At 61.4% G+C, this 20147-nt stretch carries 18 protein-coding genes and 2 pseudogenes; 6 read left to right on the top strand and 14 right to left on the bottom strand.

The window, feature by feature from the left end; genetic code table 11:
* The first annotated feature begins 434 nt into the window (after window positions 1–434).
* Window positions 435–647, top strand: a complete 213-nt coding sequence (locus tag ALTERO38_RS20880) for a cold-shock protein (protein ID WP_148925592.1) — start codon at window positions 435–437, stop codon at window positions 645–647.
* Between the two features lie 731 nt (window positions 648–1378).
* Here ALTERO38_RS20880 and ALTERO38_RS20875 read toward each other — a convergent pair.
* The 5 genes from ALTERO38_RS20875 to ALTERO38_RS20855 all read right to left on the bottom strand — a co-directional run bounded on the left by ALTERO38_RS20875 (window position 1379) and on the right by ALTERO38_RS20855 (window position 5574).
* Complete coding sequence (locus ALTERO38_RS20875) at window positions 1379–1942, bottom strand: fructose-2,6-bisphosphatase (protein WP_102836519.1); 564 nt, start codon at window positions 1940–1942, stop codon at window positions 1379–1381.
* 133 nt (window positions 1943–2075) lie between these two features.
* Complete coding sequence (locus ALTERO38_RS20870; RefSeq protein ID WP_102836518.1) at window positions 2076–2498, bottom strand: HPF/RaiA family ribosome-associated protein; 423 nt, start codon at window positions 2496–2498, stop codon at window positions 2076–2078.
* 179 nt (window positions 2499–2677) lie between these two features.
* A complete protein-coding gene (locus ALTERO38_RS20865) occupies window positions 2678–3259 on the bottom strand; it encodes an Sbal_3080 family lipoprotein (protein WP_159969573.1) in 582 nt (193 codons plus the stop codon).
* 67 nt (window positions 3260–3326) lie between these two features.
* The gene (locus ALTERO38_RS20860) at window positions 3327–4619 is read right to left on the bottom strand and encodes an NTP/NDP exchange transporter (RefSeq protein WP_159969750.1); all 1293 of its coding nucleotides are present in this window, start codon (window positions 4617–4619) and stop codon (window positions 3327–3329) included.
* Window positions 4620–4656: 37 nt separating this feature from the next.
* On the bottom strand, window positions 4657–5574 hold the full coding sequence (locus ALTERO38_RS20855) for an aldo/keto reductase (RefSeq protein WP_159969572.1): 918 nt from the start codon (window positions 5572–5574) through the stop codon (window positions 4657–4659).
* Window positions 5575–5898: 324 nt separating this feature from the next.
* Between ALTERO38_RS20855 and ALTERO38_RS20850 the strand changes: the two genes are divergently transcribed.
* Window positions 5899–6042: a hypothetical protein gene (locus ALTERO38_RS20850; protein WP_256663927.1), complete on the top strand. Its 144-nt coding sequence runs from the start codon at window positions 5899–5901 to the stop codon at window positions 6040–6042.
* 29 nt (window positions 6043–6071) lie between these two features.
* Here ALTERO38_RS20850 and ALTERO38_RS21900 read toward each other — a convergent pair whose 3' ends face one another.
* Together ALTERO38_RS21900 and ALTERO38_RS21895 are read right to left on the bottom strand one after the other, a co-directional pair.
* Complete coding sequence (locus ALTERO38_RS21900; protein ID WP_372239434.1) at window positions 6072–6851, bottom strand: methyl-accepting chemotaxis protein; 780 nt, start codon at window positions 6849–6851, stop codon at window positions 6072–6074.
* A 78-nt stretch (window positions 6852–6929) separates the two neighbouring features.
* Window positions 6930–7706: pseudogene (locus ALTERO38_RS21895) on the bottom strand (MCP four helix bundle domain-containing protein); the annotation flags it as partial.
* A 328-nt stretch (window positions 7707–8034) separates the two neighbouring features.
* On the opposite strand from ALTERO38_RS21895, the pseudogene ALTERO38_RS21890 reads away from it, so the two are divergent.
* A pseudogene (locus tag ALTERO38_RS21890) lies at window positions 8035–9189 on the top strand (FIST signal transduction protein); the annotation flags it as partial.
* A gap of 327 nt (window positions 9190–9516) precedes the next feature.
* Complete coding sequence (locus tag ALTERO38_RS21885) at window positions 9517–10056, top strand: methyl-accepting chemotaxis protein (protein WP_372239433.1); 540 nt, start codon at window positions 9517–9519, stop codon at window positions 10054–10056.
* A 17-nt stretch (window positions 10057–10073) separates the two neighbouring features.
* On the opposite strand, the gene ALTERO38_RS20835 is transcribed toward ALTERO38_RS21885, so the two are convergent.
* From ALTERO38_RS20835 to ALTERO38_RS20815, 5 genes are all read right to left on the bottom strand, one after another.
* Entirely contained in the window at window positions 10074–11999 is a 1926-nt protein-coding gene (locus ALTERO38_RS20835; RefSeq protein ID WP_159969568.1) for an ATP-dependent DNA helicase RecQ, read from the bottom strand.
* Window positions 12000–12250: 251 nt separating this feature from the next.
* Window positions 12251–12853: a nitroreductase family protein gene (locus ALTERO38_RS20830; protein ID WP_159969567.1), complete on the bottom strand. Its 603-nt coding sequence runs from the start codon at window positions 12851–12853 to the stop codon at window positions 12251–12253.
* A gap of 256 nt (window positions 12854–13109) precedes the next feature.
* The gene (locus ALTERO38_RS20825) at window positions 13110–14651 is read right to left on the bottom strand and encodes a phosphoenolpyruvate carboxykinase (RefSeq protein ID WP_148925601.1); all 1542 of its coding nucleotides are present in this window, start codon (window positions 14649–14651) and stop codon (window positions 13110–13112) included.
* A 155-nt stretch (window positions 14652–14806) separates the two neighbouring features.
* On the bottom strand, window positions 14807–15700 hold the full coding sequence (gene hslO, locus ALTERO38_RS20820; protein ID WP_372239390.1) for an Hsp33 family molecular chaperone HslO: 894 nt from the start codon (window positions 15698–15700) through the stop codon (window positions 14807–14809).
* 135 nt (window positions 15701–15835) lie between these two features.
* Window positions 15836–16231: an RNA-binding S4 domain-containing protein gene (locus tag ALTERO38_RS20815; protein ID WP_159969566.1), complete on the bottom strand. Its 396-nt coding sequence runs from the start codon at window positions 16229–16231 to the stop codon at window positions 15836–15838.
* Window positions 16232–16332: 101 nt separating this feature from the next.
* Here ALTERO38_RS20815 and ALTERO38_RS20810 point away from each other — a divergent pair, with 101 nt between their 5' ends.
* Both ALTERO38_RS20810 and rimK read left to right on the top strand, forming a co-directional pair.
* A complete protein-coding gene (locus ALTERO38_RS20810; protein WP_256061602.1) occupies window positions 16333–16800 on the top strand; it encodes an ATP-dependent zinc protease in 468 nt (155 codons plus the stop codon).
* Complete coding sequence (gene rimK, locus ALTERO38_RS20805) at window positions 16797–17702, top strand: 30S ribosomal protein S6--L-glutamate ligase (RefSeq protein ID WP_019340871.1); 906 nt, start codon at window positions 16797–16799, stop codon at window positions 17700–17702. Before ALTERO38_RS20810 ends, rimK begins: the two co-directional genes overlap by 4 nt.
* Before the next feature lie 58 nt (window positions 17703–17760).
* Here rimK and ALTERO38_RS20800 read toward each other — a convergent pair whose 3' ends face one another.
* Both ALTERO38_RS20800 and ALTERO38_RS20795 read right to left on the bottom strand, forming a co-directional pair.
* A complete protein-coding gene (locus ALTERO38_RS20800; protein ID WP_159969565.1) occupies window positions 17761–18489 on the bottom strand; it encodes a SapC family protein in 729 nt (242 codons plus the stop codon).
* Window positions 18490–18537: 48 nt separating this feature from the next.
* A complete protein-coding gene (locus tag ALTERO38_RS20795; RefSeq protein ID WP_159969564.1) occupies window positions 18538–20133 on the bottom strand; it encodes a ShlB/FhaC/HecB family hemolysin secretion/activation protein in 1596 nt (531 codons plus the stop codon).
* Between the last annotated feature and the right edge of the window lie 14 nt (window positions 20134–20147).

The raw sequence follows: 20147 nt of genomic DNA, 5'->3' as shown, positions 1-20147 counted from the left end.
AACGTAGCGCTGTCGCTTCTGCGCTATCGCCGCACGGGCCATGGAGATTGGGCTAATGTCAGACCGTAATCTCTCAATGCAGGCGCGAACTGGCCGCCAGCCGAGCGATAAACGGCCCATAAAGTTTCGGTGAAATTTCACAACATTCAATCTTATGAAAACGGCGAGATATGTGGCGGTAAATAATGGAAATAACTGGCTACTCAGTTTTGTCAGATGTTCAGCAGTCACCTTCTTGAAACAGCCTTAAGACAAACAATGCTGTACATATCTTTTTATGTGCGTATATTCCGGGTCACTGCTTCGCAATTAACACTTCGACACCCGACATGATGTTTCTCTGTTTCATCTCCTCGGTTCGTTTTGCTTCTCGCTTCTCAGTCTCGGCGCCGAACAATTCAGCGCTGCAGCCTTAAAACACCTGGGAGATACTCATGTCTACTCGTCAAACTGGCACAGTTAAATGGTTCAACGATGAAAAAGGTTTCGGCTTTATTACGCCGACCAATGGCAGCGAAGACCTGTTCGTTCATTATCGTTCGATCGAAAGCGCAGGTTTCAAAAGCCTGAGCGAAGGCCAAGCAGTTTCTTTCCTGGCCACTAAGGGCCAGAAAGGAATGCAGGCTGATCAGGTTCAAGTCTCTTAAGACGCCTGAAATAAAAAAGCCCCGCTTCGGCGGGGCTTTTTTTCGTCTGGATTATTTAAATTCAGCTATAAAGTACTGCCCACCCATGGGCATATTTGAGTCACTAGTTTCAGAGATAAACTAGGCGGTTACTGCATAAAGCATCAGCATGGCAGAAGCCAAATCTTGCCGAAACAGTCTGTGGCTTGGCCAGGAAGCATTCTCCGCGCGCCGCCAAACTGTGCTGCGCAATGCCTAACGCGAAACGCGTGTGCAGGGTGCGGAAAAGCAAAAACCCGCCGAAGCGGGTTTTTCTGACCTATCCGATTCCATTCGAGCGCCTTCCTGGCAATGGTCGATCATCCTGATCCTGAGCGCTTCCTGCGCTTCAGAGTGGGCATAGATTAATTACTTGAACGCTGGAGCTGTAGTCGTGATCGCGCAGATTCATGTAAGCCTTTGGCTATTCGCACCGCCGAGGCCCAACCCTGACACCCTTGCAAATCCCACGTCTCACGCAAACTTTGCGTGGTTATGTTGGCTTTTCATCCAAAACGTCGGGATTTAGCTGCCATCGGCCTTTTCGAGGGAAGGCGATGAAGCATGGAGCCCCGCTCAACAACCCTATTTTTTCTGAGTATTACCCCTGACTTTGCCTCATCAATAGCTGCGGGTGTTGGATCGTCCGATTTTCAGGCCTGCCTTCGCCCACGTCTGCGCTGTCACTGCCGCCAACTTTGAGGACATACGAATCATGATGGCTTGCGGTAGCGGCTCGGATGCCAGTAGCCCGACAGCAGCGGCAGTGCCGGCCCTTGCCAGCCCCGTCGGCGCAGCTGCGTGGCGATCAGTGCGTTCATGATTTTGTGCCCCATCAGCAACACGCTGCCATGCGTTTCCGCCAGCTCGATAAGCCTGTCGGCCGCGACACTCGCACGTCGCCTCGATTCGCTCACTGGCTCGGTGTGACGTGCGAAACCAAGGAACCAGGCCGTGCGGAACGTAATACGCCAGACACGAGAAGGCATCAACGGATAAGCCCAGTCCGGATAAGGCAGATGGGCCTCGGCAAACAAGGGATCGGGCTGGTGCAGGCATTGGCAGTCCAGATGGTCGCGCGACTCCACGCAGCGCATCAGCGAGCTGCAGACGACAATGCCAACCGACTCAGCAAGACGTCGCAAGGCTTCCGGCCGCTCGCTGCCCACGACACTGGCGGCATTGTAAACCTCGACCCAGTGCTTCATGCCGGCTGGCGTACTCCATGGGTCGGCGTTGTGGTCAGGCCGCCCGTGACGCACCAGGATGATCTGCATGAAGGGACTACCAGAGGAGGACATTGCTCATTCGAAACACAACGGCGATGGCTGGTTCCGGACGGCACAACAATAACGAGGAGTGAAGCGGGTTTGGCTGGGAAGGCCCTGGTAAAGACCAGGGCCGGACGCCTTACTTGTCGAGCTCTTCCTGTTTTTCCAGGAATTCCTCTTCGAGCATCGCATCCTTTACCGCCTGCGGTTGCTCGTCACGCAATGGATCATTGAGTTCGCCGCCAGAGAGTACTTTGGTGTCCAACTTGCCGATCAGGTGCTCAAGGGCGTGGCGCATCTTTTCCGCGGCACCTTCAACCGCCAACTGAAGGGATTCGGCCTTGTGTGTCACCGATACGGCCTGATGGCCCTTCGGGCGGGCTTCGATCTGGCAGCGCTTGTCATCAGCGCCAGCCTTCTGTGCATTCTCGTCGCTGACGTGTACTTCGATGCGAGTGAGGAAATCGTCGAAACGCTCCAGCCGCTCCTCTACGGTCGAACCGACCCACTCATGCAGCTCGACACTGCCGGGGATGTGGTGGCTGTTGACTTGAACATGCATACGACTACTCCTGATTGATGACGTACCTACTAAGGTTCGAGGCGTCTGTACCGCCGAGGTTCAGCGGTTTCGTCTGGCTGAATTGTCTCCAGCGGCGGACTGGCCTTCGCTGACCCAGATCAGTGAAGCGCTTGAGCTCCGAAAGCCAGCGCATCGAAGCCCCCAGCCGCCTGAGCCTGCTACTCCTCCATCAGCTGACGATAGCGGCGCTGATATTCCTCGTAAGACAACGTCTCATCCTGCAACCGTTGCAGTTGCTGCTGACGGTACGCGTGTGGGCTCAGCGGCGCACCCAACACGGCCTGTGGCTTTGCGACACCCAGGCCGCTGGCCCCGTCGGGGAACAGTTGGTCGGTGAGTTCGGCAATCTTGTTTTCGGCGCTGATGAATTTGTCTGGGCGACCACTGCCCCAGCGCGCGTCGTATTCGGCCTGCCCCACCTGACGCCCCTGCTCGTAGACGCGGATGTCGGCGTAACTCATGTAGAGCAAAAGGTCCCAGCGCCAGATCCCGGTGTAAGTGGTGCTCAAGGAACAGCGGTCGGGTTTGCTGCCGGCCGCCAACTGACGGACCTTGAATCCCTTGTCACTGAGCAACTGCTGATAGGTGGTGTTGAAGCCGGCGCGAAGCCCAACGGCCGGAATGGCACAGATCTCCGGCGCCAGCTCGGGCGACAGATGCGCAGGCGTAACGGTCTGCTTGATGCTGCAGCCGGTGATGGAAAGCGAGGCGAAAAGAAGAAACGGCAAGGCGACGCGCATCGGGACATCCTGTCTGGAGAAAATCGCGGGCATTTTGCCAGTATTCAATCAGTTCCGCGTGCCTTACCTAGTCTCGCCCGCGGTGCCTGCTGACCTGGTCGGCTCGCACGCCGAGCCGCCAGCCCACCCCACCCCAGACCGCCGCGCTTGCCGCGCCCACCAGAGCGACCAGCCAGACACCCTGGCCAAGGCTGTCGAGCAGAGCCTTGCCCCAGCCGCTGAGGGCATCACCACCGCGATAGATCACGGTATCGATGAAGTTCTTCGCCTTGTATTTGCTCTCGGCATCCAGCGGCGCGAACAGCATCTCTCGGCCTGGGCGAACAAACGCATATTCACCGATGCGGCGCACAATCATGACCGCCGCCAGCACGGCAAAGCTCGGTGCCAACGCCAAGCCGAGGAACCCCAGACAGACCAGCGCCGGCACTGCGCTGAGCAACACCCGCACCCCGAGTCGCTGAGCGATACGCCCGGTGATGAACAGCTGCGAGAGCAGTGCGCCAGCCTGCACGACGAAGTCGATGGCACCGAAGACTCGCACCTGCTCTGTACGCTCCGGAAACAGCTCGGCCACCAATCGTGCCTGTTCGAAATAGAGAAAGGTGCTGGCGGTGGTCAGCAGCAGCACAAAGGCAGCGATGCCCAGCAGATAGCGCGAGCCCAGCACCCGGGTCAGCCCGCTGAACGGATTACCCATCACCGGTCGCCGCGGGCTTTCGGCGTGTTCGGCATCGGGGCGGCCGGCACCCAGCACTTCGCGCCAGGCCATCAGGTAGTGCTTGATCGCCACCGCTACCGCCAGTAGCAGTGCCGCCAGCAGCATCAGCCCGAACTGCCCGAGCACGCCGACGAGCAAGGCGCTCAGGGCCGGCCCCATCAGCCCTCCGACGCTGGCACCGGCCGCAATGAAGGCGAACAGCCGACGCGCCTGGGGTGCATCGAACACATCGGCCATCAGGCTCCAGGCAACCGAGACCACGAACAGGTTGTAGACCGAGATCCACACGTAGAACACCCGCGCCAGCCAGATGCTCTCGCGCAGGAGAAAGAACAGCCCGGCAAATAGCAGCAGGTTGAGGCAGAAGAAGCCGTACACCCAGTCGATGTAATGGATGCGCGCCACGCGCGAGTTGAGCCAGGCGAACAGCGGCACCGCCACCAGCATGGCGACGAAGGTCGCGGTGAACAGCCACTGCAGGTTCTCGACGCCGCCCTGAATACCCATCGACTCGCGGATCGGCCGCAGCATGAAATAGCCGCTGAACAGGCAGAAGAACAGCGCGAACCCTGACAGCGCCGCGCGCAGCTCGCCCGGGCGGGCATTGATCAGCGCGGCGGCACGCGCCGCAAACGGCATGATCATCCAGCCCCAGCCCGGAGTCCCTCAGCCACGTTCATCGGAAAGCTTCGACAATCAGTTCCCGCTGACGCGCGTCCGGCAACCGGCCCTGCCCGGCCATGAGGTTGTCGGCCATGTAGCGCGGATTGGATGTGGCAGGTATCACCGTGGTCACCGCCGGCTCGGCGAGGATGAACTTAAGCAGCAGCTGCGCCCAGGAGCCGGCATCGATGTCTGCCGCCCAGCCCGGCAACGGCTTGCCCTTGACCCGCGAGAGCAGGTTGCCGCGGGTAAAGGGCCGGTTGATCAGCGTGGCAATGCCGTGCTCGGCGCAATACGGCAGCAATCGCCTTTCAGCATTGCGCTCGCTGACCGAATAGTTGAACTGAACGAAATCGACAGGCTCCTGCTTGAGCACCTCTAGCAGCCGGTCATGGGCGGATTCGACATAGTGAGTCACGCCTATGTAGCGGATACGGCCCTGCTCCTTGAGAGTGCGGAGCAGCTGGAGCTGGGTGCGCGTGTCCTGCAGGTTGTGCACCTGGATCAGGTCGATCACTCCGGTCTGCAGCGCCTCGAAGCTCTTTTCGATCTGCGCCAGACCACGCTCGCGGCCGGTGGCAGACACCTTACTGGCCAGAAACACCTGCCTACGCGCATCGCCGCGCTGGACCAGCTCACCCACCACCCGGTCAGCATTGCCGTAGCTCGGCGCAGTATCGATCACCCGTGCGCCTCCCTCGACGAGCACCCGCAGCACCTCGAGCAGGGTTCGCATCTCGTCATCGTCGAGCTGAACGTCATGTGTCCGCGAGGTTCCCAGCCCGATCACCGGCAGCATCTCGCCGGTCGCGGGAATCGCGCGCTGGCGCAACGGTTCGGCCCCTCTTGCCAGCAATGGAAGCAGCGGCCCGAGGGCGGCGACAGTGGCTAACAGGGCGGAACGACTTAGCAGCAGGCGGCGAGTCTGCATGAGCGGATCTCCAGGTCGGGCGGCGGCGACCTTTGAGTATGGTCGACACAGCCAGGAGCGCCGGCTGATATCCGCGCTAGAGCTTTTCCGATTGTGACAGCGCTGCGATGGCAGACGCTGGGGGATGGCAGCCACCCCGAATGACAGCCCATCGGGACAGTCTTCACGATAGTGGCATTATGCTTTCATTTCGGGTTTACTTCGCCGCCAGAACGGTACAGGTCGGCTCCGCGCCACCAAATGAGCCATGGCTTGCTATCCATCGAGAGGACGATGCACCCATCCCCTTCACGTTCCAGTGCACAACCGACCAGAGCAGCACCCGTGACACGACGCCGCCGCCAGCAGCGCCTGATCAGCCTGGCCTATGCGCTCGGCCTGCTGCTGGTGTTTATGCTCAGCCTGTTGTTGTTACCGGACGACACCGGGCTGGGCAAACTGCTATGGGGCGTACGCGTCCCCGGTTAGCCGGACGCCGCGCAAGCGCGGGCGCCAGTTCAGACCTGGAAGCGACCCACCAGGCTCGCCAGAGTCTGCGACAGCCCGGACAATTGCTGACTGGCCTGCATGCTCTTCGTAGAATTGGCAGCCGCATCATCGGACAGGTCGCGTATATCGCTGATGTTGCGCGCAATCTCCTCGGTCACGCTGCTCTGCTCCTCGCAAGCCGTGGCAATCTGCGTCGCCATGTCATTGATGCGCTGTACCGACTCGGCCGTGTCGGCCAACACCTGATCGACGCCGGCAGCACGTTCCACACTGTCGCGCGCCTTGCCACTGCCGGCGTGCATGGCCTGCACGGCCTTGGCAACCCCGCTCTGCAACCGCTCGATGCGTAGCTGGATGTCCTTGGTTGAATCCTGAGTACGGCCTGCCAGCGCCCGCACCTCATCCGCCACCACGGCGAATCCGCGACCCTGCTCACCAGCGCGGGCGGCCTCGATGGCGGCGTTGAGCGCCAGCAGGTTGGTCTGTTCTGCAATGCCGCGAATCACTTCGAGTACCGCACCAATGCTGGCGGTCTCTTCAGCCAGGACCTCGATGGTCTGCGAGGTACTCTCCACCTCCTGCGCCAGCTGGCGGATTGACTGGACGGTGCTGGTGACCACCGCTGCGCCCTGGCTTGACTGCTGTTGCGCATTCCGCGCCGCATCGGAAGCGTTCTGTGCGTTCAGCGCAACTTCATGCACCGCAGCGCTCATTTCCGTCGCTGCCGTGCTGACCTGGTCCACGGCCGCATGTTCACTGCTGATCAGTTGATCGTTCGTCGCCGCCATCCTGGCCATATCACGCGCCGCCGCATCGACTTCTCCGGTAACCCGACCGACTTCGGCGATCAGCGGTTGCAGCTTGTCGAGAAAACGGTTGAAGGCATTGCCGAGTTGGCCCAACTCGTCGGCCGACCGCACATCCAGCCGGGCGCGCAGGTCGCCATCACCCTCGGCAATCTGCTGCACACGCTCGAGCAAACGCTGCATCGGCCGCAGCACCACCAGAGGCAGACCCACCACCAACAACACGCAGCCGAGCAGACCAACAGCCAACACGATGATCTGCTGTTCTGCTGTCGCCGCGCCTTCAGCGATGGCGGCCTCGCCTTCGCTGTTAGCCGCCGCCGCTTCAAGATCGCCCAGCTTGTCGATGGCATCACGCATGGCATCGAAGCTCGACTCGCTTTCGCCAAAGCTCAGTGCACTGGCGGCCAGCGGATCGAGGTCGATCTGCTCGATCACCCGCTGCGAGACCCCAGACCATTGCTGAAAGCCACGATTGAACTGCTCGACCAACGCCAGCGCTTCCGAACTTGGCTGCATGGCGGCGTACTGCTGCACGCGGTCGTAGGCCTGCTTGAGGTTTTCCGCATGGCTGGCCCTGAGCGCCTGGACGTGGTCGCCCGCATCGCTGTCGAGCAGGCTGCGCTCGGCGACTAAGGCCTGATACAGGTCACGGTCGGCATTGAGCAGCAGCCCGATGGCGGGCAGGTGCCGTGTCGCCAGCTGCTGGCTCGAATCGGCCACATGGTTGACGCCACGCATGCCGACGACCCCCATCAGCACCAGCAGCAGCGCCAGCGCCGCAATGGGCAGGGTAATTTTCCAGCGGAATCCGAGATCGGTGAACAAGCGAGACATGACGTCGCTCCTTGTGGGGCTTTCCTTGCTATCGGCCACAAGCACTGCGGCAACAGGTCACTCGTCGACAATTGCACAGCCGCAGTCGACTTCCGTTGAGCCATGTCAACTGGAGTCGCCGCCTCCCTCAGTACTTCCGGATGAAGACCATGGTGGCATGGCGATCTTTTATCCAGCGGCCGATAACGTCACTGACGACGGCACCACCGAGCGGCATGCGCCTCACGGCCACGGTGGCGATAACAACAACTAGCTTCTGATCGATGGCTGATCAGTGCGGGAGCGGCCGAGTGTCCCGCTTCCTTTTCTAAAAGCGCGAGTAAAGCCCATGATTTCGCTTTCCCGATTCAAGCCAGGCCACACGCAATCCAGCGGCACGGCAAGTCTGCTCTGCTCGGCCCAGCAGCTGGCCCAGCAGCTCGCCGCCTTGCGCTTCAATCCGACCTACATTGCCGGCTTCGTCTCGCCGCATGTGAATCTGGATGACGTGGCAAGACAGGTGTCGCAGCGTTTTCCGCAGGCGACGATCAGCCTGTGCACCACGGCGGGAGAGCTCTCCAGCGAGGGCCAGCGGCTCTACTGTGCCACCGGCGCGCAATGGGATCGGGTGGTGCTGCAGCTGTTCGACGCCAGCGTCATCGCCGCCGCCGAGATCGTTCAGGTCCCCCTGGAAAGCGAAGACATCCGCGGCCAGGGCAACCGCATGAGCATGGCGCAGCGGATCGCCAAACTGACGGCCTCGATCAAGCGAGTGCAGGTGTCGATGAAGATCGACTACCGCGACACCCTCGCCAACATCTTCTTCGACGGGCTCTCCGCTTCGGAATCCTTCTTCATGGAAGCGCTGTACGAGTCCGGGCGCTTCCCCTGCCTGTTCGTCGGTGGCTCGGCCGGTGGCAAGCTGGATTTCCAGAAGACCCAGCTGCATGACGGCAAGCGCAGCTACCAGAACCACGCGCTGATCGTCTTCCTCAAGTGTGCGCGGGATGTGCGTTTCGGGGTGTTCAAGAGCCAGAACTTCGAGCCCACGTCGCTCAGCCTGAGCGTGCTCAGTGCCTCGCTGGAAGAGCGCTACATCAGCCAGGTGATCGATTCCCGCGGCAACATCCGCAGCATGGTCCAGGCACTGTGCGAGGCGCTCAAATGCGCGCCAAAAGAGCTGGAGCAGCGGCTCTCCGACTACTCCTTCGCCATCCGTGTCGGCGAAGAGGTTTTCGTCCGCTCGATCTCGCAGATCGACTTCGCCAACGAGCGCGTGCACCTGTTCTGCGACGTTGCGCCCGGTGAGGAGCTGATCATGGTCAAGCGCACCCCGCTGGCCGAAACCACCCGCCGCGACTACCAGAAATTCATGCAGAACAAGCCCGGCAAGCCGCTGGTGGGCATCCTCAACGACTGCATCCTGCGTCGTCTGAACAACGAGCAGGCTCTGGGTAGCATGGACCCGGTGTTCGATGACGTCCCAGTGGCCGGTTACTCGACCTTTGGTGAGATTCTCGGCCTCAACCTCAACCAGACACTGACCGCGGTGTTCTTCTTCCGCACCAACGGCAAGGATGAGTTCCACGACGAGTACACCGACAACTTCATCGCCTACCACGGCGAGTTCAAGGCCTTCTTCCTGCGCCGGCAGATCAAGAAGCTGACCGGCCTCAGCCAAGTAGTGGTCAAGCAGATCGAGCAGTTCAAGCGCCAGGACTACAGCAGCGCGGTAGACATCAACGGCCTCGACGAGCACATCCGCCCGGTGTTTCGCGGCCTGGCCGACCTTGGCCAGGTGCTCTCCCAGGCCGACCATGAACGGCAGTCCATGTCCGAGCAACTGAGCCAGTGCGCCACCGAACTGCACGGCTCGATGGATGATCTGACGCTGAACATCAACCAGCAAGGCACCGTCATCGAACAGGCCGGCAGCTCGGTCAAGCAAATGGTCCACCAAGCCGATGAGGTGGTCAGCAGCGCCCGCGATCTGGCGCAGTCCAGCCAGCGCATTCAGTCGGTGGTGCAGACCATTCAGCAGATCGCCGGGCAGACCAATCTGTTGGCACTCAACGCTGCCATCGAGGCCGCACGCGCCGGGGAGCAAGGTCGCGGTTTCGCAGTGGTGGCCGACGAGGTGCGCAAGCTGGCCGAGATCACCGGCAAGAACGCCGAGGAGATCGGCACCGACATCGACCGCCTGGCCAGCGAGATTCGTGCGGTAGCGCAGCACATCGAGACCCAGTCGGCCGGTGTCGGCTCGCTGACCGGCTTGCTGGATGCGCTGGAAAACTCGAGTAACCTCACCGCCGGTACGTCGAGGCAAACCAAAGGCGTCGCCGACCGGCTGATCGGTCTGACCGCGCGCTGAGGTTCTCCGCCACTGATCTAGCGCGTCAGGCGCGCGCGAACCTCGGCGTAGGGATAGGCCTCCAGCGAGGCGAAACCGGAGATCTGGCGCGCCTTGAGCTTGGTGAACACCGGCACGCTGATGCCGCAGAGAAAGCGCGTCAGGCATTCGGCGCCCGGCGCATCGTCCTTGAGTTGCCGGTAGCGCTGAATGAAATCGGCGCAACGTGCGCTCAGATCCATCTGCTCCAGAGGCGCCAGGGCTGGCGGTTCCGGCAGTTGTGCGACCTGTCCGCGACAGACCGAGCAATGCCCGCAGCGCTGCGGTGCCTGGCGATCACCGAAATAGGCCGCCAGCCGCTGACTCAGGCACTCGGCGGACTCGAACAGCGCCAGCATGTTGTCGATGCGGGTGATTTCGCTGGCTTCATGCCCCTTGAAATAGGCATGCAGCTCGCCACTCAGGGCATCGGCATCGAAACGCGGATCGAGCAGCGCATAGACCTCGGTCATCTGCTTGCTCTCCAGCTCGATCCAGCCCTTTTCCTGGAAGTACTCCAGCGCCTTAACCACTCGCGCGCGGTCGGCGCCGTGCTGCCCGTAGAGCGCGTCGAAATCCAGGGTGCACCAGGTTCGCGCCCGTGCCGAGCTGTGCACGATGGCCTCGACGAACTGCCGCCGCTCGCCGTCGAACTTCGCCACCAGCGCCTCGGGCTCGAGCAGGTACTTGAAGCGGTACTCAGCGAAATAGGCGAAACGTGGCGCAATGATGCCGCGCAACTCCAGTTGCACCAGCAGAGTTTTCAATGGCAACTGGCGGATGTTGCTCTGGTCCGATAGCTGGTTGAGCATCAGTTCCCACTGCCCGCCGGGGCCGGCTTGCAGCAACTCGTCCAGCACGCAGCGGATGCCTTCGCGTTCGGGCGTGTCGCCGTAGACAAAGTTCTGCAGAACGCTGAGGCTGTCGCGGTTGGCCAGCACCAAGCAATCGGACGGCTGGCCGTCGCGTCCGGCACGGCCGATTTCCTGGCTGTAATTCTCCACGGACTTGGGCAGGTCGTAATGCACCACGTTGCGGATATCGGCCTTGTCGATACCCATGCCGAACGCGATGGTGGCGACGATGCAGTTCAGCTCGCCGTGCATAAAGCGGCGCTGGATCGCTTCGCGCGCTTCATGGGCCATGCCGGCGTGGTAGGCGCTGGCCGGAAAGCCGCGCTGCGCCAGATGCTCGACGACCTGCTCGGCTGTCTTCTGCTGGGTGACGTAGACAATGGTCGGCTGACCGCCCTTGTCCGCCAGCCACTCCACCAGCCGCCGCTGCTTGTTAAAACCGCTGACCGGCTCCACCAGCAGATTGAGATTGGGCCGGTAGAAACCGGTGGTGACCACGTCGTCCGCGGCAATCGAGAATCTGGTCTGCATATCGGCGATCACCGGCGGCGTCGCCGTCGCGGTCAACAGCAGCACCTGGGGGATATTGAACTGCCGCTGGTAGTCGGGAAGCTTGAGGTAATCCGGGCGGAAGTTGTGCCCCCACTCGGAGATGCAGTGCGCCTCATCGACCACCAGCAACGAGATCGGCACCTGGCTGATGAAATTGCGAAAGCGCTCGTTTTTCAGCCGCTCCACGGAAATCATCAGGATCTTCAGCTCGCCGGACTTGGCCCTCGCCATGGTCTCGCTGGCCTGCTCGCGGCTCTGTGCGGAATCGATACTGCCGGCGGCGATGCCGTGGCGCTGCAGAAAGGCCAGTTGATCCTGCATCAAGGCCAGCAACGGCGAGACGACCAAAGTCAGATGTGGCAGCAGCATTGCCGGCAGCTGGTAGCACAGCGATTTGCCCGAACCTGTGGGGAAGATCGCCGCCGCCGAACGACCGGCCACCACCGCGCGGATGGCCTGTTCCTGGCCGGGACGAAAGCCGTCGTAGCCGAATGTCTGCTTGAGGGTCTGCTCGATCATGCGGGGTCACGCCTTGGACGGGAGGCCGGAGGGTAACAAAAGGAGGGAGACGGTACAGCAAAGCGACTAGCACGCGCAGACAGCCTCGCGAAGAGAAACAGACGCCGCGTATGGGGAAGCTGCGACGCTCGCGCTTTGAGACTGCAAACGCAGCGGGCTAGCGTCGTCAGCAACAGACAAAAACACACCGCCGCGGAAAGTGCCGCGGCGGCGCAGAGGCAGAGAACGCTTCGCGCGCTCGCTCGGATGATTCAGAAGCGGTCGCGGATGATCACTTCGTCGAACGGCAGCTTGCCCACGCGGGGCTTGGGGTCGACCGTGCGCTTACCGACCGCGACCATCATGGCGATGACGTGGTTATCCGGCAGGTTGATCAGCTTGGCCACCGCATCGAAATCGAAGCCGTCCATGGGGCAGGAATCCAGGCCCTTGCCACGTGCAGCAAGCATCAGCGTCTGCGCCATCAGGCCGCAGCTGCGCATGGCCTCGTCACGCTGTACCTGCGGCTTGCCGCGGTAATAGTTGTCGATGGCGCCGGCCATGTAGTCCTGCACTTCGGCCGGAGCACCGTCCCAGACGCGGCGGACGTTCTTTTCCCAGCTGTCGACCTGAGCACAGACCACCACCAGCATCGAGGCATCGGTCATCTGCGCCTGATTCCAGCCCACCTCGCGGATCTGCGCGCGCAACTCCGGATTACTCACCTCGACGAAGCGCACGTGCTGCAGGTTGAACGCGGACGGTGCCAGCAACGCCAACTGCAAGAGCTCGTCCTTCTCTTCGCGGCTGAGCTGAAAGCTGGGGTCATACGCCTTGACAGCACGGCGAGTCTGGATGGCTTCTTCGATCTGCATGGTGTGGCTCCAATGGGGGTGTACGTGGCCGTTATGCTATGTGCCAACGGGCATCGAATCCATCCGTCTTGGTTGATAGAAGTTATCAACCGAACCGATGAAGGGTTCGGGTTCAATGTTTCGCAGTTCGGGACGGCCGCACTCGCGGCTAATCCCGCCAAGGGCGACCGGAAGGCCATCGACATAGTGAACCGGCAGAAAAACGCCCATGAAAAAGCCGCCCGAAGGCGGCTTCTCCAACGCTTGGCGTTACAGCTTAGAGCTGCGGGCCAGCGGCCTTGATGGCGTCGGAAACGTCGAACTTCTTGAAGTTCTCGACGAACTTGTTCGCCAGCTCCTTCGCGGCCTCGTCGTAGGCGTTGCCATCGGACCAGGTATTGCGCGGGTTGAGCAACTGGGTGTCGACACCGGTGACGGCCTTCGGCACGTCGAGGTTGATGATTGGCAGATGCTCGGTTTCTGCACCCACCAATGCACCGCTCTGGATCGCAGCGATCACGGCACGTGTGGTCGGGATGTTGAAGCGCTTGCCGACGCCGTAGCCACCACCGGTCCAGCCGGTGTTGACCAGGTAGACCTTGGAGCCGAACGCCTGGATGCGCTTGATCAGCAGCTCGGCATAGACACCGGCCGGCCGTGGGAAGAACGGCGCGCCGAAGCAGGTGGAGAAGGTCGACTTGATGCCGCTGCCCGAACCCATTTCGGTAGAGCCCACCAGTGCGGTGTAGCCGGAAAGGAAGTGGTAAGCCGCCTGTTCTTCGTTAAGGATCGACACCGGAGGCAGAACACCAGTCAGGTCGCAAGTCAGGAAGATCACTGCGTTCGGCTCGCCGCCCAGGTTCTTCTCACTACGCTTCTCGACGTATTCCAGCGGATAGGCTGCGCGGCTGTTCTGCGTCAGGCTGTCATCGGTGTAGTCGGCGGCGCGCTCACCGTTCAGTACGACGTTTTCCAGCACGGTGCCGAACTGGATCGCTTTCCAGATGACCGGCTCGTTCTTCTCGGACAGGTCGATGCACTTGGCGTAGCAACCGCCTTCGATGTTGAACACCACGCCAGTGCCCCAGCCGTGCTCGTCGTCGCCGATCAGATGACGCGATTCGTCTGCCGACAAGGTGGTTTTGCCAGTGCCGGAAAGACCGAAGAACAGCGTCACGTCGCCATCGTCGCCAATGTTGGCGGCGCAGTGCATCGGCAGCACGTCTTTTTCCGGCAGCAGGTAGTTCTGCACCGAGAACATGGCCTTCTTCATCTCACCTGCGTAGCGCATGCCGGCGATCAGCACTTTCTTGGCTGCGAAGTTGATGATCACGCAACCATCGGAGTTGGTGCCGTCACGCTCGGGCACGCACTCGAAGTTGGCGACGTTGAGTACCTTCCACTCTTCCTTGCCGGCCGGGTTGTAGGTTTCCGGGTTGATGAACAGCTGGCGACCGAACAGGTTCTGCCACGCGGTGGCGGTGGTCATCTTGACCGGCAGGTAGTGATCTTCGGCGGAGCCAACATGCACGTGAGAAACGAAGAAATCCTGGCCGCGGTTGAACGCCTCGACGCGATCCCACAGCGCATCGAACTTGTCGGCCGGGAACGGGCGGTTGATCGGCCCCCAGGCAATAGAAGCCTGGGTGCTGGGCTCCTCAACGATATAGCGGTCAGCTGGCGAACGACCGGTCCGGTGGCCGGTTTTCACGACGAGCGCGCCAGTGGCGGCCAATTCACCTTCACCGCGCTTGATGGCTTCTTCGACCAGTTGAGCGGTGCTGATGTCGATGTATACGGCGTTAGTGGCTTGCGTCATGAGTTTCCCGTCGGCCCTGGGCCGATTCCTCCATGCTTTGTAGCCCACAGAGTAGTGGACTACACCGAAAAAAAGTGCGCGCGATTATGACAGAAATGACGCTGCGCTGGGTATGAGGCCGTGATGGCGAAAAGGTTCCTAGTCCCGCAAAGCCTTTAATGTCGCGTGCCGGACGGACCTTCCGTTCCCGCACCGGCAAAAAGCTGGGCGATATCCGCCGCGTCGAAGCGGTAGCTGTGGTTGCAGAACTGGCAGTCGATGGTGATCGCTCCGCCCTGCTCCGACAGTAGTTGCTCAGCGTCTTGCTGACCGAGACTGATGACGGCATTGGCCGAACGCTCTCGCGAGCAGCTGCAACGGAACACGATCGGACGCGGATCGAACAACCGAACCTGCTCTTCATGATAGAGACGATGCAGGATGGTCTCGGTATCGAGGCCCAGCAACTCTTCGGTCGACAGGGTATCGGCCAGCGTACGCAGGTGCTGCCAGCTGGCTTCACGCTCCTCGCCGTCACGGATGCGGTCGGCCGGCAGCTGCTGCAGCAGCATGCCGCAAGCACGGCGACCATCCGCCGCCAGCCAGAAGCGCGTCGGCAACTGTTCTGACGAGGCAAAGTAGTTAGACAGGCTGTCCGCAAGTGTCACGCCGTCCAGCGCAACAATGCCCTGATAACGCTGCCCTTGAGCCGGGTCGATGGTCATCGCCATCACGCCATCGGGCATCAGCTCCGCCAAGCTTGCGCCAGGTGTCAGCTGCGTTTCGTCGTAGCGAGCGATGCCACGCATCTCGCGGCTGCTCGAGCATTCGACCATCAACAAAGGTACAGCGCCCGAAGAGCGAGCCTGCAACACCATCAGGCCGTCGAACTTCAGCGTGCCAACCAACAGCGCCGCCGCTGCCAGTAGTTCGCCAAGTAACTGGGCAACCTGTTCGGGATAGGCATGTTTGGCCAGGACTTCGGCATAGCTGCGCTCAAGCCCGACCCATTCGCCGCGCACGTCGGTGTCATCGAAGAGAAAGCGTTGGGTGTAATCGGTATCGAGCATGGGCATGACCAGAGCAGGTGGGCGTTCGGGGCCGTTAGCGAATAGCGAAACGTCTAGGTCTCGGCAATCTGGCGGCGCCTAAAGAGAAGGGACCGCATTCTAGGGTGAAAGTGGCGACCGTCCAACCAGGCGCATTCAACCAGCGTCAGAACGAAAGCGCTGCAGAGCGCGGCGTTGCTTCTTGCTCGGCTTGCCATCGGTTTCCACACCCAGACTCCCAGCTTTACGCAGGGCGGCGGCGGTTTCGCGTCGAGACAAGCTTTCGGCCGTCTCCTCATAGAGCAGTTGGGCCTCTGGCGCGCCCTTGCGCACCGCCGACAGCGCACGAATCACCACCGTGCGCTCATCAAAGCCTGCACGAATCACCAGCTCTTCGCCAAGCTTGGGCTCCTTGCTCGGCTTGCACCGTTCACCGCGGCAGTGCACCTTGCCGCCCTCGATGGCCGCCTTTGCCAGCGCCCGCGTCTTGAAGAAACGCGCCGCCCATAGCCATTTGTCCAGACGGACTTTGCCGTCGTCTTTCTCACTCATGGTTCAACTCTGTCTAGCGTCTCGTTGTCATAGGTTGGAACAGGGAGATGCGGTTGTCATGCAGCCTGTCTAGAATGCGCGGAAATTTACTGGATACGCTTTTGAACAGTCCCGACCTCCAGACAATCATCGGTTTGCGCGAATGGATCGCCCTGCCCGAACTCGGCGTGGTCGGCCTGCGCGCAAAGATCGATACCGGCGCCAGCACCTCTGCCCTACATGCGACCGACATCAGCGAATTCAAGCGCAATGGCGAACGCTGGGTCCGTTTCACGGCCCACCTGGGTACGCTGGTGCAGAGCCGCCACCGCTGCGAAGCGCGGCTGGTGGCGCGCAAGATCATCAAAAGCTCGAACGGGCACGTACAAACTCGTTATGTGGTGCGTACGCTGTTGGCGCTGGGCGACCACCTGTGGCCTGTCGAATTCACCCTTACCTGTCGCAAGACCATGCGCTATCGCTTGCTACTGGGGTCAAAAGCCCTGATGGACGGCAAATGGCTGGTCGACCCTGCCCGCACCTACGTGCAGGAAAAACCCCAGACTCTCACTCTTTCCGGTGCCCAATGAAAATCGCCGTGCTGTCGCGCAACCCACGCCTGTATTCGACCCGCCGTCTGGTGGAGGCCGGCCAGCAACGTGGCCATGAGGTGGTCGTCATCGACACCCTGCGCGCGTACATGAACATCGCCAGCCACAAGCCGCAGATCCATTACCGCGGCCGTCCGCTGGAAGGCTTCGACGCGGTGATCCCGCGGATCGGCGCCTCCGTCACCTTCTATGGCTGCGCGGTGCTGCGCCAATTCGAAATGCAGGGCGTTTTTCCGCTGAATGAATCGGTGGCCATTGCCCGCTCGCGGGACAAGCTGCGCTCGCTGCAACTGTTATCGCGCCGCGGTATCGGCCTGCCGGTGACCGGCTTTGCCCACTCCCCTGACGACATCGCCGACCTGATCCAGATGGTCAACGGCGCGCCGCTGGTGATCAAGGTGCTCGAAGGCACCCAGGGCATCGGCGTGGTCATGTGTGAAACCGCCACCGCCGCCGAGTCGGTGATCGAGGCCTTCATGGGCCTCAAGCAGGACATCATGGTGCAGGAATACATCAAGGAAGCCGGTGGTGCGGATATCCGCTGCTTCGTGGTTGGCGACAAGGTCATCGCCGCCATGAAACGCCAGGCCAAACCCGGTGAGTTTCGCTCCAACCTGCACCGCGGCGGCACCGCCAGCCTGATCAAGATCACCCCGGAAGAACGGATGACCGCCATCCGCGCGGCCAAGGTGATGGGTCTAAGCGTGGCCGGCGTCGATATCCTGCGTTCCAACCATGGCCCGCTGGTGATGGAGGTGAACTCTTCCCCAGGCCTGGCAGGCATCGAAGAAACTACCGGCAAGGATGTGGCGGGCCTGATCATCCAGTACCTGGAGAAGAACGCAGGACCGCATCTGACGCGAACGAAGGGAAAGGGCTGAGCAGCGGGAAAACCTCGAGCCGGTGCCTCATGATGGCACCGGCTCACTCAGTTGGAGGTTAATCCGACGCCTTTTTGGCCAGGTAATCGGCGAACAGCTGGTTGGCGTTGCCCTGGGACATCAGATGGGCATAGACCCAGCCGAGGAACCCGGCCTTGTTCAGCTCGAGCACTCGCTCGTCGGGGAGGTTGAGAAACTTCTCTTCGTCGACCGCGTGGAAGTCGCGGATAACGAAGCTCTCACCACTGGCGTGGGTAAGCTTGAGGGTTCGCGGAATCAGCAGTTCCAGCTCGTTGAGCTTGGTAACGAACAGACGGGTGCGCTCCATCTCGGCAGTGAAGTTCTGCAGGAACTGGATCATTTCGTCGAGGAACGGTGTGTTCTGCCCTTCTTCTGTGAACAGTTCACGACCCTCTTCCTCGTTCCAGCCGCTGTAGGCTGCGTCGAAGCAGACGGTGAAGTTGTTCGCTTCGTCCTGCGCCAGTACGAACGGATAACGGCGCACGAACGCCGGGACATAGGTATTGTCCTGCCACTGCTGTTCGGCGGTCAGGTAACCGTTGTGGCCGTCTTTCAGTCCCAGCAACGCGACCGGCATGGCCTTGTCGCCCTCGCCGATGAACACGATCGGGTAATGACGGGCCGCCTGGAAGAATTCCAGGCCAGCCAGCGGTACCAGATGGGTGCTTTCAGCAAACGCGCAGTCGGCCGCGGGCTTGAGCCGCAGAGCCTTGTGCTCTTCACGGTTGAGCGCCTTGATTTCCTTGTAAAGCAGCATCGTGGTCATGGTGTCTCCCCCTTTGTTCAGGCTTGCGGGCGGCTTGTCCGCCGCGCATCAGCGAATAGTGATTTGCAACAGGACCTGGCCGCTGTCCTGGTCCGGCACGACATCCTTGAGCGTGTTGGCTGCCACGGCGCTCACGCTCAGGTGACGGCCCCAGTTGTAGTTCACGCCGATACCGACGCTCTGCAGATCCACGTCGGCGGTTCCCAGCTCCATCGCCCGGCCATAGTCGAAAAACACGAATGGCTGCAGCGACTCGCTGTAGTTCCAATAGCCTTCCAGGTTCAGGGTTATACCTTGTGGTGAGGAAATCACCCCCGAATCGTAACCGCGAATGCTGCTGATACCACCGAACTGGTAGAACAGCGCGGACGGCAGGGCCTGCGGATCGCTGGCATATTGCCAGCCCAGCCGACCGACCGCTTCGAAAGTCCGACCGAAGGCGCGCAGCAGGTAGGCGTTGCCATCGAGCAGCGAATAGTTGCCGCTTTCGCCGGTCACCTGGTTGTCGGCAGAGGCCTGGCGAATACGCTGCTCGTAGCGCACATACCAGGGCGCATCGCGGTACTCGACCTGGCCCTTAAGGATGACCTCGTCGACGCTGGTTTCGCTGAGTACCAACCCTTCGATGGTGGTCTCCGACGTTTGCTGGCTGTAGCCGAGGCCACCGAGCAGTACCCAATTCTCGTCCAGCCACCAGGGCTGGTCGTAACCGACCCCATAGGTCTGCGACTCACCCTCGATATTCAGTGCGGCGAGCGGGCCGGCCTCGATGGTCAGCGTGTTGGCCCCTCCCTCGACGTAAGCCACCCCGTTGTAGCGATTCACCGGGCGGCTGTAGCGCAGGCTGCCGTATTGTGAGCCCGCGGTGGCGACCACCACGGCATTCAGAGCATCGGCCACGCCGGTGGGCGAGAACCAGGTCAGCGTGCCGCCGTACTGTTCGCGCCCGGTCGCCTCGTTGCCGTAATTATTCACGAACAAGGACCATTGCCAGGGATCGGGCTCGAACGCTTCCAGGTCGACGCGCGTGGTCCCGAAGCGCTGCCCTGGGGCAAGGCTGGCACTGAGTTGCGGCCCCGGCGTGGTCGCGTTGAAGCGCTGGATCGCACTGATCAGCGCGGGGCTGTCCAGCGTCTGGCCCGCTTCGACCGGCAACTGCCGCTCGTAGAAATCCTGACGCACGTGCGTCGGCTTCTGCCACTGGAGCGCATCGACCTTGGCCTCAACCAGGACGACTTTCAGTACGCCGTTGTCGAGGGTCTGCTGCGGGATGATGGCCCGGGCAGTCAGTTGCCCCTGCGCCTCGTACAGGCTGTTGATCGTCCGTAGCAGCTCGTTGAGCTCGCCGAACGAGACGGGCCGGCCGACAAAGGCCGCGGCGATCTCTTCCAGCTTTTGCTTTTCGAGGAATGTCGAGGCGTTGAAGGTGATGCCGGAAAGGACGAAGCGTGCCTCCTGCTCGGGCAACACCTGCTCGGCAGGCGCCTCGCCCTGCAGGGCCGGCACCTCGATGCGCCGTGCCCGCTCCTCAATGGCCTGCTGCCGCTGATTGCGCTCGAGCTGCTCGCGCTGCAGGTTCGGGTCGAACTGTCCAACGCCCTGCGGCGGGATTGCCTGAGCCAATGCGCCTGCGCTCGAGGCCATCACGCCGACCGCCA

Origin of the sequence: Pseudomonas sp. 9Ag (genome assembly GCF_902506445.1) — a bacterium.
GTDB lineage: Bacteria > Pseudomonadota > Gammaproteobacteria > Pseudomonadales > Pseudomonadaceae > Stutzerimonas > Stutzerimonas stutzeri_AB.
This window is presented reverse-complemented; position numbering and strand designations above follow the sequence as displayed.

Excerpts from the sequence above, each read along its gene's own strand:
- ALTERO38_RS20880 (WP_148925592.1), top strand. The coding sequence starts at position 435 with ATGTCTACTCGTCAAACTGGCACAGTTAAATGGTTCAACGATGAAAAA.
- ALTERO38_RS20875 (WP_102836519.1), bottom strand. The coding sequence starts at position 1,942 with ATGCAGATCATCCTGGTGCGTCACGGGCGGCCTGACCACAACGCCGAC.
- ALTERO38_RS20870 (WP_102836518.1), bottom strand. The coding sequence starts at position 2,498 with ATGCATGTTCAAGTCAACAGCCACCACATCCCCGGCAGTGTCGAGCTG.
- ALTERO38_RS20865 (WP_159969573.1), bottom strand. The coding sequence starts at position 3,259 with ATGCGCGTCGCCTTGCCGTTTCTTCTTTTCGCCTCGCTTTCCATCACC.
- ALTERO38_RS20860 (WP_159969750.1), bottom strand. The coding sequence starts at position 4,619 with ATGCCGTTTGCGGCGCGTGCCGCCGCGCTGATCAATGCCCGCCCGGGC.
- ALTERO38_RS20855 (WP_159969572.1), bottom strand. The coding sequence starts at position 5,574 with ATGCAGACTCGCCGCCTGCTGCTAAGTCGTTCCGCCCTGTTAGCCACT.
- ALTERO38_RS21900 (WP_372239434.1), bottom strand. The coding sequence starts at position 6,851 with ATGGCGGCGACGAACGATCAACTGATCAGCAGTGAACATGCGGCCGTG.
- ALTERO38_RS21885 (WP_372239433.1), top strand. The coding sequence starts at position 9,517 with ATGTCCGAGCAACTGAGCCAGTGCGCCACCGAACTGCACGGCTCGATG.
- ALTERO38_RS20835 (WP_159969568.1), bottom strand. The coding sequence starts at position 11,999 with ATGATCGAGCAGACCCTCAAGCAGACATTCGGCTACGACGGCTTTCGT.
- ALTERO38_RS20830 (WP_159969567.1), bottom strand. The coding sequence starts at position 12,853 with ATGCAGATCGAAGAAGCCATCCAGACTCGCCGTGCTGTCAAGGCGTAT.
- ALTERO38_RS20825 (WP_148925601.1), bottom strand. The coding sequence starts at position 14,651 with ATGACGCAAGCCACTAACGCCGTATACATCGACATCAGCACCGCTCAA.
- hslO (WP_372239390.1), bottom strand. The coding sequence starts at position 15,700 with ATGCTCGATACCGATTACACCCAACGCTTTCTCTTCGATGACACCGAC.
- ALTERO38_RS20815 (WP_159969566.1), bottom strand. The coding sequence starts at position 16,231 with ATGAGTGAGAAAGACGACGGCAAAGTCCGTCTGGACAAATGGCTATGG.
- rimK (WP_019340871.1), top strand. The coding sequence starts at position 16,797 with ATGAAAATCGCCGTGCTGTCGCGCAACCCACGCCTGTATTCGACCCGC.
- ALTERO38_RS20800 (WP_159969565.1), bottom strand. The coding sequence starts at position 18,489 with ATGACCACGATGCTGCTTTACAAGGAAATCAAGGCGCTCAACCGTGAA.
- ALTERO38_RS20795 (WP_159969564.1), bottom strand. The coding sequence starts at position 20,133 with ATGGCCTCGAGCGCAGGCGCATTGGCTCAGGCAATCCCGCCGCAGGGC.